Annotated in this window: 15 protein-coding genes; 6 read left to right on the forward strand and 9 right to left on the reverse strand. The window is 69.7% G+C overall.

What is annotated here, in order from left to right:
* Nucleotides 1-88 precede the first annotated feature (88 nt).
* From cimA to DI005_RS00100, 8 genes are all read right to left on the reverse strand, one after another.
* The gene (cimA, locus tag DI005_RS00065; RefSeq protein ID WP_112271807.1) at nucleotides 89-1,705 is read right to left on the reverse strand and encodes a citramalate synthase; all 1,617 of its coding nucleotides are present in this window, start codon (nucleotides 1,703-1,705) and stop codon (nucleotides 89-91) included.
* A 201-nt stretch (nucleotides 1,706-1,906) separates the two neighbouring features.
* Entirely contained in the window at nucleotides 1,907-2,107 is a 201-nt protein-coding gene (locus DI005_RS00070) for a hypothetical protein (RefSeq protein WP_112271805.1), read from the reverse strand.
* Between the two features lie 59 nt (nucleotides 2,108-2,166).
* Nucleotides 2,167-3,207, reverse strand: coding sequence for a 3-isopropylmalate dehydrogenase (locus DI005_RS00075; RefSeq protein ID WP_112271803.1), 1,041 nt, complete (start codon nucleotides 3,205-3,207; stop codon nucleotides 2,167-2,169).
* Between the two features lie 275 nt (nucleotides 3,208-3,482).
* Nucleotides 3,483-5,078: a phosphoglycerate dehydrogenase gene (gene serA / locus DI005_RS00080; RefSeq protein ID WP_112271801.1), complete on the reverse strand. Its 1,596-nt coding sequence runs from the start codon at nucleotides 5,076-5,078 to the stop codon at nucleotides 3,483-3,485.
* A 241-nt stretch (nucleotides 5,079-5,319) separates the two neighbouring features.
* Nucleotides 5,320-5,580 (reverse strand): DUF397 domain-containing protein, encoded by a 261-nt coding sequence (locus DI005_RS00085; RefSeq protein ID WP_112271800.1) that lies wholly within the window; start codon nucleotides 5,578-5,580, stop codon nucleotides 5,320-5,322.
* 122 nt (nucleotides 5,581-5,702) lie between these two features.
* Nucleotides 5,703-6,716 carry a ketol-acid reductoisomerase gene (gene ilvC, locus DI005_RS00090; RefSeq protein ID WP_112271798.1) on the reverse strand — a complete coding sequence of 338 codons (1,014 nt, stop codon included), beginning with the start codon at nucleotides 6,714-6,716 and terminating at the stop codon, nucleotides 5,703-5,705.
* Nucleotides 6,717-6,795: 79 nt separating this feature from the next.
* Nucleotides 6,796-7,302, reverse strand: coding sequence for an acetolactate synthase small subunit (gene ilvN / locus DI005_RS00095; protein ID WP_110342136.1), 507 nt, complete (start codon nucleotides 7,300-7,302; stop codon nucleotides 6,796-6,798).
* 99 nt (nucleotides 7,303-7,401) lie between these two features.
* Complete coding sequence (locus tag DI005_RS00100) at nucleotides 7,402-9,261, reverse strand: acetolactate synthase large subunit (RefSeq protein ID WP_112271796.1); 1,860 nt, start codon at nucleotides 9,259-9,261, stop codon at nucleotides 7,402-7,404.
* A gap of 293 nt (nucleotides 9,262-9,554) precedes the next feature.
* Here DI005_RS00100 and DI005_RS00105 point away from each other — a divergent pair, with 293 nt between their 5' ends.
* Together DI005_RS00105 and ilvD are read left to right on the forward strand one after the other, a co-directional pair.
* Nucleotides 9,555-10,070, forward strand: a complete 516-nt coding sequence (locus DI005_RS00105; protein WP_112271794.1) for a PH domain-containing protein — start codon at nucleotides 9,555-9,557, stop codon at nucleotides 10,068-10,070.
* 50 nt (nucleotides 10,071-10,120) lie between these two features.
* On the forward strand, nucleotides 10,121-11,965 hold the full coding sequence (gene ilvD / locus DI005_RS00110; protein WP_112271792.1) for a dihydroxy-acid dehydratase: 1,845 nt from the start codon (nucleotides 10,121-10,123) through the stop codon (nucleotides 11,963-11,965).
* 105 nt (nucleotides 11,966-12,070) lie between these two features.
* On the opposite strand, the gene DI005_RS00115 is transcribed toward ilvD, so the two are convergent.
* Entirely contained in the window at nucleotides 12,071-12,727 is a 657-nt protein-coding gene (locus tag DI005_RS00115) for a DoxX family protein (protein ID WP_112271790.1), read from the reverse strand.
* A 156-nt stretch (nucleotides 12,728-12,883) separates the two neighbouring features.
* Between DI005_RS00115 and DI005_RS00120 the strand changes: the two genes are divergently transcribed.
* From DI005_RS00120 to DI005_RS00135, 4 genes are read left to right on the forward strand one after another with little or no spacing between them, the layout of a single operon-like run.
* Nucleotides 12,884-13,234, forward strand: a complete 351-nt coding sequence (locus tag DI005_RS00120; RefSeq protein WP_112271788.1) for a type VII secretion target — start codon at nucleotides 12,884-12,886, stop codon at nucleotides 13,232-13,234.
* A complete protein-coding gene (locus DI005_RS00125; protein WP_113640922.1) occupies nucleotides 13,234-17,715 on the forward strand; it encodes a DUF6531 domain-containing protein in 4,482 nt (1,493 codons plus the stop codon). The genes DI005_RS00120 and DI005_RS00125 overlap by 1 nt, the downstream gene beginning before the upstream one ends.
* Nucleotides 17,716-17,739: 24 nt before the next feature.
* Nucleotides 17,740-18,177: a hypothetical protein gene (locus DI005_RS00130; protein ID WP_228713840.1), complete on the forward strand. Its 438-nt coding sequence runs from the start codon at nucleotides 17,740-17,742 to the stop codon at nucleotides 18,175-18,177.
* A gap of 19 nt (nucleotides 18,178-18,196) precedes the next feature.
* Complete coding sequence (locus DI005_RS00135; RefSeq protein WP_112271784.1) at nucleotides 18,197-18,682, forward strand: PspA/IM30 family protein; 486 nt, start codon at nucleotides 18,197-18,199, stop codon at nucleotides 18,680-18,682.
* Nucleotides 18,683-18,810 lie beyond the last annotated feature (128 nt).

Raw genomic sequence — 18,810 nt, forward strand, 5'->3', positions numbered from 1 at the left:
GTTTGGGCGGTGGTGGGAGACGGGCGGGCGTAGGCTGTCACGCGGAGCGTGTCCGTCCGGGCGGTGGTGGGAGACGGGCGGGCCCTGCTCAAATCCGCAGGCTCTTGTGCAGCAGTGCGTCGCACAGCGCGAGCCAGCTGGCCTCCACGATGTTCTCGTGCACGCCCACGGTGGTCCATTCGCGCTCGCCGTCGGAGGACTCGATGAGCACGCGGGTGACGGCGTCCGTGCCCGCGTGGTTGGAGAGGATCCGGACCTTGTAGTCCGCGAGCTCCACCTTGTCCAACCAGGACAGGTGCGGCAGGAGTGCCTTGCGCAGCGCGGCGTCCAGCGCGTTGACCGGCCCGTTGCCCTCGGCCGTCGCGATCACCCGCTCGCCGTCGACGTGCACCTTGACGGTCGCCTCGGCGATCACCTCGCCGTCGGCGCGGTGGTCGAGCACGACGCGGTAGGACTCGAGGGTGAACGGCGGCTCGTCCGGCGACGTCCCCTCGGCCCCGGCTACCTCCCTGCGCAGCAACAGCTCCAGTGAGGCGTCCGCGGCCTCGAACGACCAGCCGCTCGCCTCCAGTGTCTTGACCTTCGCGACGGCGCTGCCGAGCGCCTCGGGCCGACCGGCAAGGTCCACCCCGAGCTCACGTCCCTTGAGCTCGAGGCTCGCCTTGCCGGCCATCTCGGTGACCAGGACCCTCATGTCGTTGCCGACCGAAGCGGGATCGATGTGGTTGTACAACAACGGATCCACTTTGATCGCGCTCGCGTGCAGCCCCGCCTTGTGGGCGAAGGCCGACGCCCCGACGTAGGCCTGGTGGGTGTCGGGGGCGATGTTCGCGATCTCGGCAAGGGCATGGGAGACGCGGGTCAGCTCGGCCGCGCCCCCGCTGGGGAGCACGTCCATGCCGAGCTTGGTCACCAGGTTTCCCGTCACGGCGAACAGGTCGGCGTTGCCGGCCCGCTCCCCGTAACCGTTCGCGGTGCACTGCACGTGGGTGGCGCCCGCCTGCACAGCGGCGATGCTGTTGGCGACGGCGCACGAGGTGTCGTCCTGACAGTGGATGCCGAGCCGCAGCCCGGTCCGCTCGGCGACCTCGCGCACGGTCTCGGCGAGCCCGAGCGGAAGCTGCCCTCCGTTGGTGTCGCACAGCACCACCACGTCGGCTCCGGCCCTGCCCGCGGCGTCGAGCACCCGCAGCGCGGTGTCCGGATCGTGCGCGTAGCCGTCGAAGAAGTGCTCGGCGTCGAGGAAGACGCGCCTGCCCTCCCCGACGAGGAACGACACGGTGTCCTCGACCATGGCGCACGCCTCCGCGACGTCCACGCGCAGCGCGCGCTCGATGTGCCGCACGTCGGACTTCGCGACGAGGGTCACCACCGGAGCCTGCGAGTCGAGCAGCGCCCGCACCTGCGAGTCCTCGGCGGCGCGCACGCCCGCCTTGCGCGTGGAGCCGAACGCCACGAGCACGGCGTGCTTGAGCACCAGGTCCCCGGCGGCGGCGCGCGCGAAGAACTCGGTGTCCTTGGGCATCGCGCCGGGCCAGCCACCCTCGATGAACCCCACACCCAGCTCGTCCAGCAGACCCGCGACAGCGATCTTGTCCGCCACCGAGTACGTGACGCCCTCCCGCTGCGCGCCGTCGCGCAGGGTCGTGTCGTACAGGTGGAACTGGTCGCCCAGCGGGGTTCCGGCTGGTTCCGTGCGAGTCACGGGGTTCTCCTCGAAGGTGTTTCCTGACAAACAAAAAGACCCCTCGCGGATGCGAGAGGTCTGCGCGCCGGCTGCTTTCGTCGAAAGCCCTATCCGGCGCGCTTGGCGATAATGATCACGCGAGACGTGTTCATGCCGGGCATCATGCCACAGCGGCGCGCGATGTCCAACCCGTGAGCGACCGGTTTCACGTACCGGTCGTCAGTCTTCCTCCTGCCTGCGCTCGGCTCCGGTCTCCCCCGCGTACCCCTCGTCCTCGCCCTGGGTCCTGCCGACGAACGTCCCGGTGTCCCGCTTGGGCCGGGCCTTGGCCACGGCGGGGTCGGTGGCCGCGTCCGCCTCGGGCGCGGTCGACTCGGCGGGCTCCCTGCGGGCCAGCAAGGTGCGCAACCATGTCCACATGTGAAAACACCTCCCGGGGGAGGGTTCCCCCGGGAGGTGCGTCACACACGTGTGGCAGGTCAGCCGGCCTGCCGGGTGTTGGAGGAGACGAGCGCGGCGAGACGGTCGCCGATCGCCTGCGTGGCGCCCGGCGACGCCTGGTCGCGGGTGGCGAGGTCGAAGGCCACCGACGCCTCGATGCGGCGCGCGGCCTCCTTCTCCCCGAGGTGGTCGAGCAGCAGCGACACCGACAGCACGGCGGCGGTCGGATCGGCCAGGTTCTGCCCCGCGATGTCCGGGGCGCTGCCGTGCACCGGCTCGAACATGCTCGGGTTGCGCCTGGTGATGTCGAGGTTGCCGCTCGCGGCGAGGCCGATGCCACCGGTGACGGCGGCGGCGAGGTCGGTGATGATGTCGCCGAAGAGGTTGTCGGTCACCATCACGTCGAACCGGCTCGGGTCGGTGACCAGGTGGATCGTCGCCGCGTCGACGTGCGAGTAGGCCACCGTCACGTCGGGGTGCTCCAGCGAGACCTCCTCGACGATGCGCGACCACAGCGAACCGGCGTGCTCCAGCACGTTGGTCTTGTGCACCAGCGTCAGGTGCTTGCGGGGCCGCTCCTCGGCCCGTTTGAACGCGTCGGCCACCACCCGCCGGATGCCGAACGCCGTGTTGACGCTGACCTCGGTGGCGATCTCGTGCTCGGTGTCCTTGCGCAGCAGGCCGCCGTTGCCCGCGTACGGGCCCTCGGTGCCCTCGCGCACCACGACCATGTCGATGTCGCCGGGGTCGGCCAGCGGCCCACGCACGCCCGGGTACAGCCGCGCGGGGCGGAGGTTCACGTGGTGGTCGAGCTCGAAGCGCAGGCGCAGCAGCAGGCCGCGCTCGAGGATGCCGCTGGGGACACTCGGGTCGCCGACCGCGCCGAGCAGGATCGCGTCGTGCTGGCGGAGCTCGCCGAGAACGGACTCGGGAAGCAGTTCGCCGGTCGCGTGCCAGCGGGTGGCGCCGAGGTCGTAGTTGGTCGTCTCGGCGTTCGGGACGACCTCGGCCAGCACCTTGAGTGCCTCGGTCACCACCTCGGGCCCGATCCCGTCACCGGGGATCACAGCGAGCCGCATCCACACACCTCCGTCAGTCGGGCGACCGGCGTCCCGATTGCCCCATTCGCATCGAACTCCAGCGTCGGCAGGTTACCCGCAGTCGACAAAAGCCCGAAGCACTACCACCCTTACGCCGCAGTGGCCGCACATCGTGCCACCCGATGGTGGCACGGTGCTACCCAAGATGATCATCATGCGCGTAGGGGGCGCCGACCGGCCTCGCAGTCGGCCGGCGCCGCCATGCCCGCACTCCACTTGACCGCGCGACGTCCACTGTGGAGCGCGAGGGCGCCTCAGGCGAACGTGATCGCGCGGATCATGCGGGCGTCGACGCTCGCGCCGATCGGGTCGAGCAGGTGGGCGTCCACCGGGCGGTCGACACGCAGCAGCATCACCGCGTCGGAGCGGTCCGTGGTCTGGCTGATCTGCGCGGCCTCGATGTTGATGCCGGCCTCGCCGAGCAGGGTGCCGACGCGGCCCATGATCCCCGGACGGTCCGGGTACTCGAGCAGCAGCATGTTGCCCTCGGCACGGATGTCGAAGTGCCTGCCGTTGACCTCGATGAGCTTCTCGACCTCGTCCTTGCCGGTGACCGCGCCCGACACCGTGTGCACGGTGCCGTCCGCGTGCACGGCACGCACGGTGAGCTGGCTGCGGTAGTTGGTGCTCTCCGGCTCGGTCGTCACGCTCACCTGCACGCCGAGCTCCTCGGCGAGGCGAGGCGCGTTGACGAAGGTGACCTGGTTCTCGACCACACCCGAGAACACCCCGCGCAGCGCCGCGAGCTGCAGCACGCTGACGTCCTCGCCCGACAGCTCACCGCTGGCGACCACCGCGACCGAGGAGGGCGCCTTCGCGCTGAACGCCGAGAGCACCGTGCCGAGCTTCTGCGCGAGCCCGAGGTAAGGGCGGACCTCCTCGGTGACCTTTCCGCCCGCGACGTTCACCGCGTCCGGCACGAAGTCACCACGCAGGGCGAGCAGCGTCGAGCGCGCGACGTCGGTGCCCGCGCGGTCCTGCGCCTCGGCGGTGGAGGCGCCGAGGTGCGGGGTCACCACGACGTTGGGGAGGTCGAACAGCGGGCTGGAGGTGGTGGGCTCGCTGGCGAACACGTCGATGCCCGCGCCGCCGACGTGACCGTCGCGGACCGCGTTCGCGAGCGCCTCCTCGTCGACGAGCCCGCCGCGGGCGGCGTTGACGATCAGCACGCCCTTCTTGGTCTTCGCGAGCGCGGCGGCGTCGATGAGGCCCTTGGTCTCCGGCGTCTTGGGCAGGTGGATGGAGATCGCGTCGGCGCGGGCGAGCAGCTCGTCGAGCGAGACGAGCTCGACGCCGAGCTGCGCGGCGCGGGCGGGCGAGGTGTACGGGTCGTAGGCGATCAGCCGCGTGTCGAACGCGGCGAGCCGCTGCGCGACGAGCTGGCCGATCTTGCCGAAGCCCACCACGCCGATGGTCTTGCCGTTGAGCTCGATGCCGGTGTAGGAGCTGCGCTTCCACTCGCCACCGCGCAGGCTCTGGTCCGCGGCGGGCACGCGGCGGGCGACCGCGAGCAGCAGCGCCACGGCGTGCTCGGCGGCGGAGACGATGTTGGAGGTGGGCGCGTTGACCACGAGCACCCCGCGCTCGGTGGCGGCGGGCACGTCGACGTTGTCCAGCCCGACCCCGGCGCGCGCGACGACCTTGAGCCTGCTGGAGGCGCCCAGCACCTCGGCGTCGACCTTGGTCGCGGATCGGACGAGCAGCGCGTCGGCGTTCTTCACCGCGTCCAGCAGCGCGGGGCGGTCGGTGCCGTCCACGTGCCGGACCTCGACCTCGTCCCCGAATACGCTCACCGCGGACGGTGCGAGCTTCTCGGCGAGGAGAACGACGGGCTGGCTGGAATTGGTCACGATGCGCCTTTCGTAGCTCGGTTCGGTGTCGCAGACGCGCTCGGGGGCACGGCGCTGTGCCGGGGCGCCCGCAGTTTAGCTCCAGGCGTTAACGTGGCGGACATCCGTCCACAACGCAAGATGCGGGCGCGAACGGAGCGTTCACGGCGCTTCCGCCCCGTCCCGACCCGTGCCGGGGCCTGCCGAGCGCGACCGTCCGGTGCCGGGCCGTCGAGGGTCAACGGCGTTCACCCACCGCGCCTCACGCGGGCCGGTCGAACTCCCCGTCGCGCACACCGGCAAGGAACGCGTCCCATTCGGACGGTGTGAAGACGAGAACGACGCCGCCGGGGTCGGACGACTGACGCAAGGCGACATAAGTGACACCGTCCGTGTGCGGCACGAAGGTGTACTCGACCGTGTCGCCCTCCGGCTGGACCCGGTGCCATTCGGCGTCGCTCAGATCCAGCGCCCCCCGAAGATCGGCCTTGTCGTCGACGATGGCCGAGGAATCCTTGCTCATGGCCGCCACGGTAAGCCAAGACGAGAAAGCCCCCAAGGCCACCTTCGGTGCATTGAGCGCGCCCACTGCGCGTCGCCCGTGTTGACCAAAAGCGGCCTTGGGGACCGTGAAAAATCCTCGCGTCAGGCGGTCTCGGTGATCGGCCGGTCCACCCAGGACATGAGGTCGCGCAGCTTCTTGCCGGTCTCCTCGATCGGGTGCTGCTCGCCGGCTTCCTGCAGCTTGCGGAAGTTCGGCCGGTTCGCCTCGTCCTCGGCGACCCACTCGCGGGCGAAGGTGCCGTCCTGGATTTCGGCGAGAATCGCCTTCATGTTCTCCTTGACCTCCGGAGTGATCACCCGGGGGCCGCGGGTGAGGTCGCCGTACTCCGCGGTGTCGGAGATGGAATACCTCATCCGGGCGATACCGCCCTCGTACATGAGGTCGACGATGAGCTTCAGCTCGTGCAGCACCTCGAAGTAGGCGATCTCCGGCGCGTAGCCCGCCTCGGTGAGCACCTCGAAGCCGGTCTGCACGAGCGCGGAGGCGCCACCGCAGAGCACCGACTGCTCCCCGAACAGGTCGGTCTCGGTCTCCTCCTTGAACGTCGTCTTGATGACACCGGCCCGCGCACCACCGATGGCGGCCGCGTAGGAGAGCGCGAGCGCCTGCCCGTTGCCGCTCGGGTCCTGCTCCACCGCGATCAGGCAGGGCACGCCCTTGCCGTCGACGAACTGCCTGCGCACGAGGTGACCGGGGCCCTTGGGGGCCACCATCGCGACGTCCACATTGGCCGGCGGCTTGATCAGCTCGTAGCGGATGTTGAAGCCGTGGCCGAAGAACAGCGCGTCGCCGTCCTTCAGGTTCGGCTCGATGTCCTCGGCGTAGATCGTGCGCTGCTTGGTGTCCGGCGCGAGGATCATGATCACGTCGGCTTCCTTCGAAGCCTCGGCGGGCGTGAGGACGCGCAGGCCCTCCTCCTCGGCCTTGGCCCGCGACTTCGACCCCTCGGGCAGACCGATGCGGACGTCGACGCCCGAGTCACGCAGGCTCAGGGCGTGGGCGTGACCCTGGCTGCCGTAACCGATGACGGCGACCTTGCGGCCCTGGATGATGCTGAGGTCGGCGTCGTCGTCGTAGAAGATTTCGACTGACATGAGGGGTGGTACTTCCTTTCCGGATAAAACAGTGGCGCGGAGCGCCTCGTTCGGAGCGGTGGTCGGGCGAGGGCTGGTCTTAACGAGTGGAGGTCGCGGTGATGGACCGGGCGCCGCGGCCGACCGCGACCATGCCCGACTGCACCAGCTCACGCACACCGTACGGCTCCAGCATGCGCAGGAGCGCACCGATCTTGTCGCTGGTCCCGGTGGCCTCGATGGTGAGCGCCTCCGGTGAGACGTCGACGACCTTGGCGCGGAACAGCTGCACGGTCTCCAGGACCTGACTACGCACCGTGGCGTCGGCCCTGACCTTCACGAGCAGTAGTTCTCGCTGCACCGAGCTGGCCGGGTCGAGCTCCACGATCTTGATGACGTTGACGAGCTTGTTGAGTTGCTTGGTCACCTGTTCGAGCGGTAGCTCTTCGACGGCGACCACGATCGTCATCCGGGACACCTCGGGATTCTCCGTGGGGCCCACGGCGAGGGACTCGATGTTGAAGCCCCTGCGGGAGAACAGGCCGGACACGCGGGCGAGCACGCCGGGGACGTTCTCGACCAGAACGCTGAGCGTGTGGTTACTCATGAGCGTTTTGCTCCCTTCGTTCCTCAGTCCGCGAAAACGCCCATGAGGCACGACCACGCTGTGCTGCTCGGAGCGCTTCCTCCCTCCGGTCGTCAGCGCTCACTGGGACACCTCGTCGTCGTCGAAAAGGGGCCGGATGCCGCGTGCGGCCATGATCTCGTCGTTGCCGGTGCCCGCCGCGACCATCGGCCACACCTGGGCATCCTTGCCGACGACGAAGTCGATCACCACGGGCCGGTCGTTGATCTCCATGGCTCTGCGGATCACGTCGTCGACCTCCTCCTTCGTCTCGCAGCGCAGGCCCGCGCAGCCCAGCGCCTCGGCGAGGAGGGTGAAATCGGGGATGCGGTGCTTGTGGGTGCCGAGGTCGGTGTTCGAGTAGCGCTCGGCGTAGAAGAGATTCTGCCACTGGCGGACCATGCCGAGGTTGCCGTTGTTGATCACCGCGACCTTGATCGGCGCGCCTTCGATGGCGCACGTGGCCAGCTCCTGGTTGGTCATCTGGAAGCAGCCGTCACCGTCGATAGCCCACACCTGCTTGCCGGGTGCGCCGAACTGCGCGCCCATCGCGGCGGGCACCGCGAAGCCCATCGTGCCGAGCCCGCCCGAGTTGATCCACGTCCTCGGGTTCTCGTACTTGATGAACTGCGCCGCCCACATCTGGTGCTGGCCGACGCCCGCCGCGTAGATCGCGTCAGGGCCGACGATCTCGCCGATGCGCTCGATGACGTACTGCGGCGAGAGCGTGCCGTCCGCTGGCCACTCGTAGCCCGCGGGGAACGTGTCACGCCAGGCGTCCACCTGCGTCCACCACGGCGTGAGGTCGGCCTTGCCGTCGCGCTCGGTCTCGGCCTTCACGGCCGCGATCAGCTCGCCGATGATCTCGGCGCAGTCACCCACGATCGGCACGTCGGCCTTGCGGTTCTTCGAGATCTCCGCCGGGTCGATGTCGGCGTGCACCACCGCGGCGTCGGGCGCGAAGGAGGACAGCTGACCGGTCACGCGGTCGTCGAACCGGGCACCCAGCGCCACCAGCAGGTCGGCTCGCTGCATCGCCGCGACCGCGGCCACGGAGCCGTGCATGCCCGGCATGCCGAGGTGCTGCCGGTGCGAGTCGGGAAAGGCGCCCCTAGCCATCAGCGTGGTCACCACGGGGATACCGGTCAGCTCGGCCAGCTCGCGCAGCTGCTCGGAGGCCTGCGCCTTGAGCACGCCGCCGCCCACGTAGAGCACCGGCCTGCGGGCCTGCGTGATCAGCCGGGCCGCCTCGCGCACCTGCTTGCCGTGCGGGCGCAGCGTGGGCCGGTACCCGGGCAGGTGCAGCTCGGGCGGCCACGAGAACGAGGTGGCCTCCTGGAGCACGTCCTTCGGGATGTCCACCAGGACCGGGCCGGGACGGCCGGAGCTCGCCAGGTGGAACGCCTCGGCGATGACCCTCGGGATGTCCACGGGGTCGGTGACGAGGAAGTTGTGCTTGGTGATCGGCATCGTGATGCCGCAGATGTCGGCTTCCTGGAAGGCGTCGGTGCCGATCAGTGCACGCGTCTGCTGGCCCGTGATGGCCACGACGGGCACCGAGTCCATGTTGGCGTCGGCCAGCGGCGTGACGAGGTTCGTGGCGCCCGGTCCCGACGTCGCCATGCACACGCCGACCTTGCCGGTCGCCTGTGCGTAGCCGGTGGCCGCGTGGCCCGCGCCCTGCTCGTGGCGGACGAGGACGTGCCGCACCTTCGTGGAGTCGAGAAGTGGGTCGTACGCAGGCAGGATGGTGCCGCCCGGAATACCGAACACCACCTCGACGCCGACCGCCTCGAGTGACCTGACCAGCGACTGCGCCCCGGTCACCCTGACGGGTGTCCCTGCGGGCGGCGCCGGCTTCGGCCGTGCTCCTGATTGACTCGACGACGCCGGGGCCGTTGGCCCGGCGTTCGTTTCCGATCGCGAGGTCGCGCTTGTCATCGGTTCTGCCTCGTGGGTTCTCGGTGCTGGTGGGCTCTTCTATTGTTCCGGGCACTAAAAAACCCTCGCCGACCATATGGCCGTACGAGGGTCGCGCGTCGACGCAGAATTGCTTCCTAAGCGTCGACGCGCTTGGGAAGTACGAGACCGATCTGCGGTGTCACGCCGAGGACGTTAATCGCTGCGTGTCAACAGTGTCAACTCTGCGGGATGGTGATTCCGAATACTGGACACTCCTACAGTTGGCCTCCCCCGCTTTCCGCGCGCGAGGCCGTTGGGTGCACCATCGAGGGGTGGCAGACGAACCGCGTGAGCAGCAGACACCGCAGGCCGAGGGCAGGCGCGCGGTCTTCCGGGTGCCGCCGACGGCACTGCTCACCATCCCGATCCTGTTGTTCTGTGTGACCCCGGCCGCGTTCGCGGCCCCGGGCCTGCAGGCGCTGTACATCCTGCCGATCGCCGTCATCGTGCTGGTCGCCGGCTACCGCACCACCGCGACCCGGCAGGGGCTCGCCGTCCGGTCTCTCTTCCAGACGCGCGAGCTGGCCTGGAGCGACCTCAAGGGCCTCGCCATCACGCCGAAGTCGAAGGTGCAGGCGGTGCTGAACGACGGCACCAAGGTCGCGCTGCCGAGCGTGCGGACCCGCCACATCCCGGTGCTGTCCCTCGTCAGCGAGGGCGCGATCGCCGACCCGTCCGGAGTGCTGGACCAGCCGGAGAAACCGGAGAAAGAGGAGCCCGCGACCGAGGCCGGGGAGAAGGCCGGGGAGACGGTCGAGGAGGCCCCTGCTCCGGCCGAGAAGCAGTAGTTCGCCGCCACCACGTGGGACGGTGATCGGCCGGGCGTAACCTGAGCGTCATGCCTGCTCTGCGTTCCCGTACCACGACTCATGGCCGCAACGCCGCGGGGGCCCGCTCCCTCTGGCGGGCGACCGGCATGACCGACAGCGACTTCGGCAAGCCGATCGTCGCGATCGCCAACTCCTACACCCAGTTCGTGCCGGGGCACGTGCACCTGAAGGACCTCGGCGACATCGTGGCCGAGGCCGTGAAGGAGGCCGGCGGCGTCGCGCGCGAGTTCCACACCATCGCGGTCGACGACGGCATCGCGATGGGCCACAGCGGCATGCTCTACTCACTGCCCTCGCGTGAGATCATCGCCGACTCGGTCGAGTACATGGTCAACGCGCACCAGGCCGACGCGCTCGTGTGCATCTCCAACTGCGACAAGATCACGCCGGGGATGCTCAACGCCGCGATGCGGCTCAACATCCCCACCGTGTTCGTGTCGGGCGGTCCGATGGAGGCCGGCAAGGCGGTGGTGCTCGACGGCGTCGCGCACCCGTCGAGCGACCTGATCACCGCGATCTCGGCCTCGGCCAACGCGTCCGTCGACGAGGAGGGCCTGGCCGCCGTCGAACGGTCCGCGTGCCCGACCTGCGGGTCGTGCTCCGGCATGTTCACGGCGAACTCCATGAACTGCCTGACCGAGGCGCTCGGTCTCTCGCTGCCCGGCAACGGCTCGACGCTGGCCACGCACGCGGCGCGGCGCGAGCTGTTCTCCAACGCGGGCCGCACCGTGGTGGAGATCGCGAAGCGCTGGTACGGCGAGGACGACGAGAGCGTGCTGCCGCGCTCGATCGCGAACCGCAAGGCGTTCGAGAACGCCATGGCGCTGGACATGGCGATGGGCGGCTCCACCAACACGGTGCTGCACATCCTCGCCGCCGCGCAGGAGGGCGAGATCGACTTCACGATCGCCGACATCGACGCGATCGGCAGGCGGGTGCCGTGCCTGGCCAAGGTGGCGCCGAACTCCGACTACCACATGGAGGACGTGCACAGGGCAGGCGGAATCCCGGCCATCCTCGGCGAGCTGTACCGCGCGGGGCTGCTGAACACCGACGTGCACGCCGTGCACTCGCCCTCGCTGAAGCAGTGGCTGTCCACGTGGGACATCCGGTCGGAGTCGCCCTCGGCCGAGGCCGTCGAGCTGTTCCACGCCGCTCCGGGCGGAGTGCGCACCACGGAGGCGTTCTCGACGTCGAACCGGTGGTCCTCGTTGGACACCGACGCGGAGCAGGGCTGCGTGCGCGACATCGCCCACGCCTACACGGTCGACGGCGGGCTCGCCGTGCTGCGCGGCAACCTCGCCGAGAACGGCGCGGTGATCAAGTCAGCGGGCATCGACGAGGAGCTGTGGCGCTTCGAGGGTCCCGCGCGCGTGGTGGAGAGCCAGGAGGAGGCCGTGTCGGCCATCCTCGGCAAGCACGTTCTGCCCGGCGACGTGCTCGTGGTGCGCTACGAGGGGCCCGCTGGCGGACCCGGCATGCAGGAGATGCTGCACCCGACGGCGTTCCTCAAGGGCGCGGGCCTCGGCAAGGTGTGCGCGCTGATCACGGACGGCCGGTTCTCGGGCGGATCCTCCGGCATCTCGGTGGGGCACATCTCGCCGGAGGCCGCGGCGGGCGGTGTGATCGGGCTCGTCCAGGACGGTGACCGGATCCTGATCGACGTCCACGAGCGGAAACTGGAACTGCTGGTGGACGAGGCGGTGCTCGCCGAGCGCAGGGCGAAGATGGAGGCCAGCGAGCGGCCGTGGCAGCCCGTGGAGCGGCAGCGCCCGGTCACCGCGGCGCTGCGCGCCTACGCCCGCATGGCCACCTCTGCCGACACCGGCGCCGTCCGCGACCCGAACAAGTAACGCACCGTAACGCCCCAGACAGGAGCAAGGGAGCTTTGCTACCGGAAAACGGTAGTAAAGCTCCCTTGCTCGCTTTCGGGACCGGTGGGGACGGGGCTGAACGGGTTAACGGAAGAGCAGGATCACCACGACGGACGCGGCAGCGGCGAGCAGGAGGCCGAGCAGCGCGTACGGCAGCGGCTTGCGCCGCCACGGGGTGTGCACGTCGATCGCCGCCCTGCCGGAGCCGGTGAAGAGCAGCGCGAACGCCGTACCGGCCAGCAGCAGCTCGTACTCGAAACCGCTGCCGTCATCGGTGAAGAATCGGCCGCCCGCGACGTACTTGGCATAGATGATGTTCGCGGTGACGCCGAGGATCGCCGCGGCGCCGAGCGGCGTGAACAGGCCCAGCACCAGCAGGGCACCACCGCCGACCTCGGCGATCGCCGTGAGCCACGACAGCAGCGTCGTCTGGCTCGTGTACCCGAAGTTCGACAGCGCGTCCGCGAACCCCCCGATTCCCGGACCGTCGAACAGGCCGAACTTCTGCAGGCCGTGGGCGATCATCGTGCCGCCGAGCAACAGGCGCAGGATGAGCAGGCCGAAGTCCAGCCCGCCGTGCCAGCGGTTGCGGTCCTCGCTCGCGTCGTCGGTGTCGTCGATCTCCGGCGCCAGGCTCGTGGTCTGCCCGTACCCGCCGTCAGCGGAGAACCCGCTGTTGTCGTACTGGCCGGCGCTGATCCGCGTCGTCGGGGGGTCGAGCTCGTCGTCCTGAGTACTCATGCGCGGGCAGAGTAGAGCATCGTCGCCGATTCCGCGTGAAGCGTTCGCGAATTTCACGGAACAACCCGCCAAGTGGCCACTTCCTCGTGCCCGAGGAACGACACGGCGCTACGTTGCGTCGAAGCGGCGGTTTCAGAATTCGACTGGGGGTGTGACATGTCCGGTGGCGGGCATCAGGTGGAGACCGGCGAGTTGCGGGGGTACGCGGGCCTGCTGGACCGGCAGGCCCGGCACTTCACGGCGATCGAGCAGCACGCCAGGGACAAGGGCGGCGACACCAGCGGCTACACGGGCCTGCTGGCACTGCTCGCGCCGGTCGTCACCGGAGTCGTGAGCCTGTACGCGGAGACCCTGCGGTTCGCCAACGAAAAGCTCACCGAGGTGCGGGAGAACCTGGAGACCGCGGCCGACCAGTACGACGCGCGGGATGCCGACAACCGCTCCGAGATGGACCGGCTCGGCGGCAACCTCGACGCGGTCTCCCAGCCGACGGTCGGGGGTGCGTGATGCCCGGCTACGCGGACGTGGAGGACCCCGGCGCGCTGCTCGCGCAGGATCCCGGCCTGGAGGGCGGATCCAGCATCGAGGACGCCATCGCCGACGCCGGGTTCCAGGTGCAGGCGGTCAACTGGGTGTGGGAGAAGGTGGTCGGCGAGGACCTGGTCTCGTCGATCATCACGCCGATCACCGGCGACTTCGAGCAGATCGCGAAGGGCGCGGCACAGTGGAACAACGTGCGCGACGCGCTGCAGGCTGTGCGCAACAACCTCAACGGCGGTCTGGAGGAGCTTCGGCCCTCGTGGTCCGGTGAGGCGGCGGACGCCTTCTACGACCTGATCGGCACCACGTGGACGCTGGGCATCGAGGCGGACGCGCAGGCGGCGAAGCTGATCGGAATCGCGCTGTCGAAGGTCGCGGACGGCTCGAAGCGGGCGTGCGACCAGATCCTGTCGCTGATCGAGAAGCTGGTGAACAAGCTCATCGAGGCGGCGGCGATGCTGCCCATCCCGGTGGTGGGCTGGGGCCGCGCGGTCAAGCTCGTCTACGACGGGATCCAGCTCTACAACGCGATCATGAACCTCATCCAGGGGATCCAGCAGATCATCGAGGGCGCCCAGCAGGTGATCCAGGGCATCATCGGTGTCGGCACGGCGCTGTCGAAGCTGGGCAGCGCCAACAGCGTGAACGACCTGCTGAACGTCGCCAACGAGGCCGGTCAGGGCATCGCCGACGTCCGGGAGGGCGCGTCGTCCGTGCGGGACGGCGCCACGCAGGCGTCGAGCGCGGTCTCCGACGCGCGCACGTCGGCCTCGAGCGCGGCGGACAACGCCCGCGGCCTCGCCGACGAACGCGCGAGTGCCCGCACGGACTCCAGCGCCACCTCCGGCACGGACACCAGCGGAACCACGGGCACCACGAACGGCACGGACAGCGGTACCGGCAACCGTCCGCCCGCGGACGGTCAGAGCGATTCGCGCCCGTCCGACCCCGAGCAGACGAGGACGCCCGAGGACTTCCGGGTGTGCGAGAACGACCCGGTCGACATCGCCAGCGGTGAGGTCGTGCTCGGTCAGACCGACGTCCAGCTGCCCGGCGTGCTACCGCTGATCCTCAAGCGCACCCACATCTCGTCCTACCGGGCCGGCCGGACTTTCGGCCCGAACTGGGCGTCCACGCTCGACCAGCGCCTCGAGTTCGACCGGGACGGCGTGGTGTTCGTCGCCGAGGACGGCATGATCCTCACGTACCCGCGACCCGCCGTCGGCGAACGGGTGCTGCCGCACACCGGTCCACAGTGGCCGCTCGAAGCGACCGGGAACGGCTTCACGGTCACGCCGCGCGGTCCGGGTCGCGTCCTGCACTTCGCCACGGCACGCTCGGCCACGCTGGCGCTCACCGCCGTGGTCGACCGCAACGGGAACCGCATCGAGATCGTCCGTGACGACACCGGCGGCGTCACGGACATCCGGCACAGCGGCGGCTACCACATCGCGGTGACGACGGAGTCCGGACGAGCCACCGAGTTGCGGTTGCGCGCCCCGAACACCGCCGACGTCCCCCTGATGCGATACGGCTACGACGAGCAGGGCCTGCTGACGGACGTGGTGAACTCGTCCGGCAGGCCGTTGCGCTTCGCCTACGACGGCGAAGGGCGACTGACACAGTGGACGGACCGCAACGGCGAGTGGTACCGCTACCTCTACGACTCCGAAGGCCGGTGCATCGCCAACCAGGGCTCCGGAGGTTTCCTCAACGGCACCTTCGCCTACGACCGCGGCAGCCGGACCACGAGGTTCACCGACGCACTCGGGCACACGACCACGTACCGGCTGAACGAGCGGAACAACGTGACAGCCCGGACGAACCCGCTCGGCCACACCACCACGTCCGAATGGGACGACCACGATCGGCTGCTGTCCCGCACGGACCCGCTCGGCCGCACGACCACCTACTCCTACGACGCCGACGGCAACCTGACCACGATCACGAGGGCCGACGGCTCCCAGGCGCACGCCGAGTACAACGAGCTCGGCCAGCCGACGACGGTCGTCGATCCGGACGGCGCCACGTGGCGCAACGAGTACGACGAGCGGGGCAACCTCGTCGCTGTCACAGGACCGGACGGAGCGACGAGGCAGCACACGTACAACGAACAGGGCCATCTGATCAGGACCGTCGACGAGGCGGGTGGCACGCGGACCGTCCGGACGAACGCCGCCGGGCTCCCCCTCGTCGTCACGGACCCGATGGGCGCCGCGCTCCAGCACATCCGCGATCAGTTCGGGAGGATCGCCGAAACGATCGACCCTGTGGGCGGCCGCAACCGCTTCAACTGGAGCATCGAGGGCAAGGTGCTCGCCCGCACCGACGCGGGCGGGGCGATCGAGAGCTGGCGCTACGACGGCGAGGGCAACAACGTCGAGTACGTCGACGCGCTCGGGCAGGCGACGCGGTTCCAGACCACGCATTTCGACCTGCCGAAGCGCCAGACCCTGCCCGACGGTTCCTGGGTGGAGTTCGGCTACGACGCCAACCTGCGGACCACGAGCGTCACGACCTCCAGCGGACTCGTCTGGCGCTACGAGTACGACGGCGCGGGCAACCTGGTCGAGGAGACCGACTTCGACGGCAGGACGCTCTCCTACGAGTACGACGCCGCGAACCAGCTGACCTCCCGCACCAACGGCGCTGGCGAGGTGACCCGCTTCACCTACGACGTGCTCGGCAACGTCCAGCGGCGTGACGCCGAGGGGTCGGTGTCCCGCTTCGAGTTCGACCCGGCCGGACGCCTGGTCCGGGCAGCGAACGACGACGCCGACGTCGTCATCGAACGTGACCCGGCGGGCCGGGTGGTGGCCGAGACCGTGAACGGCAGGACCATCAGCTACGGCTACGACGCGGCGGGCAGGCGGACCATGCGCCGCACCCCCACCGGCAGTGTGGCAACGTGGCGCTACGACGCGAACCACCGGCCCGTCGAACTCCGCACCGCGGGGCGCACCATCACGTTCGGCTACGACCCCGCGGGGCGGGAGACCGAGCGCATCGTCGACGACACGACGGTGCTCGCCCAGTCGTGGGAGCCCGGTTACCGGCTTGCGGCGCAGACCATCTCGGCGGTCGCCCCGGCGCCGGCGCCCGCCGGGGGCCGAGCCGCACGGGTCATCCAGGAGCGGAAGTTCCACTACCGCGCCGACGGTCAGGTCACCGCCGTCGACGACCGGCTCACGGGCACGCGCCGCTTCGACTTCGATCCCGTCGGCCGCATCACCGGTGTCGCCGCGGCAAGGTGGCGTGAGCGCTACGCCTACGACGCGCTCGGCAACATCGTGGACGCCGCGTTGCCGGGTGCCGACACCTCCGGTCCCCGTCGTCACACCGGCACCCTGGTTCAGGAGGCAGGCAACGTCAGCTACCGCTACGACGCACAGGGCCGCCTGGTCAGCCAGCAGAAGAAACGGCTCTCGCGCAAACCCGGCACCTGGCGTTACTCCTGGAACGCCGAGGATCGGCTCGTGGGCGTGGTGACCCCGGACGGCACGCGCTGGCGCTACCGGTACGACCCGCTCGGGCGCCGCGTCGCCAAGGAGCGACTCGACGCCGACGGCGCGGTCGCCGAACGGATCGACTTCACGTGGGACGGCACCGTGCTCGCGGAACAGACCGGCTCCGACGGCTCGGCGACCGCCTGGGACTGGGCTCCGGGCTCCTTCCGGCCACTCACCCAGATCGCCAGATCGCGCGCGAGCGCCGCGGCCCAGGAATGGATCGACGAGCGCTTCTACTCGATCGTCACCGACATCGCGGGCACGCCGACCGAGCTCGTCGGCTCCGACGGAGCGCTGGCATGGCACTCGGCCGGTTCGGTCTGGGGAGACGCGCTCACCCGCGTCGCGGGCAGTGCCGAGACGCCCTTGCGGTTCCCCGGCCAGTACCACGACCCCGAAAGCGGGCTGAACTACAACTTCCAGCGTCACTACGACCCCGAGACGGGCCGCTACGTCAGCAACGACCCGCTGGGGCTGGCGCCCGCGATCAACCCGAGCGGGTACGTCCGAAACCCCACGGTCTGGCTCGATCCGTGGGGGCTCGCGGCCTGCAACACCTACCACAACACTCGCCAGGAGGCCCTGGACGCCGCCTACGACCGGGCGGGCATCCCGCGCGGCACCGAGCCCGACGCCGTCTGGGAGGTCGGCAACGACCACAACCGCTACGGCGAGCAGAACTACCGGCACTCCGAGGACCTCGGCACCCACGGCCGGTACATGCAGTTCGAAACCGAGAACGGATCGCGGGTCATCGCCGAGCACACCAGCGACCCGAACGCACCCGGACCGCATTTCCACGCCGGGCAACCCAAGATCGACCCGACCCGGGAGGCCGTGGACTTCGGTTGGAGCGACCAGCCGAACAGCCAGATCGAGCGATACAGCCAGATCGGTGGAAGTCACCACATCTTCTACGGTGTGGCTCCGCCATCCTGATCAACGGCGATGATGGAGAGTCGAATGGACCAACGCGAACGCACCGAGATACTCGAGGCAGCGGGCTTCACGGTGCTCGGCGAAGCAGCGGACGTGCACGGCACGACGCCCGAGGCGGCCACGCGATCGGTCGCCAACCTGGCCGTCCGGCCACAGATCCGCGTCGACGCGGAGGCGGACGACAGCGTGGGCAGAACGGAGCAGGCCTGGCGCGACAACGCCGAGGCCGTCGGCCTGCTCGCCGAGGACGGGTCGTGCTACGTGTGCATCACGGGACCGGGGGCCTTCGAGCTGCCGTGGGCACTGGTCCGACCTCCCTCGCGGCCGGGATTCCTTTCCGGGCTGCTGGAGCGCGCGGGCTCGATCGACGTCGTGAGCATCGCGGCGAGCGGCTCCCCCGTGGTGGGGCTCTTCGAGGAAGAGGACGAGAACTGGATCATCAACGTGGAGCTCCCGCGTTGACCACGAGAGGCACATCGCGATGACCAACCCCGACTGGTGGCAGACGCCCCAGATCCGCGAGGCCATGGCCAAGCTGGAGGAGGCCGAGGTGGGTCTCGACCAGACCATCGCCGACGCCAAACAGCTGGAGCGGCAGGTCCCCCAGACAGGACTGTCGCAACAGGACATCGAGCAGATCGAGGAGCACGCCCGCGGCAAGAACGCGCCGAGGGAGCTGCGCGAGCTGCAGGAGCGCATCGACCGCGGTGACCTGTCCTGGAACGACATCGCGGCTGGGCGCTTCCTCGACGACCCGCAGGTGCGCAGCGCACTGGAGGGCGGCGTCGAGGGCATGCGCCAGGCGTACACGATGATCCAGGAGGGCCACGAGCTCGACGACATCATCGAGCCGGGCGGCCCGCCGATCGCCACCGACACCCCGCCGCGAGAGCCTCGCCCGTCGCGGCCTGGTGGCGATCCGGAGGACGACGACTACTTCGGCGGATCGATCATGAAGCGCGACTGACCCGACGAACCTCGCCGCCGACCGCAGTGAAGGCCACCTTCACTGCGGCCGGGTCGAACGCAGCGGCGCGGCGCGCCTCCGTTTGGGTGGTGGCGGGAGACGGGTGGGCGCAGGCATGGTGGCCTTCA

The sequence above is a fragment of the Prauserella sp. PE36 genome (assembly GCF_003311655.1).
Classification (GTDB): domain Bacteria; phylum Actinomycetota; class Actinomycetes; order Mycobacteriales; family Pseudonocardiaceae; genus Prauserella_A; species Prauserella_A endophytica.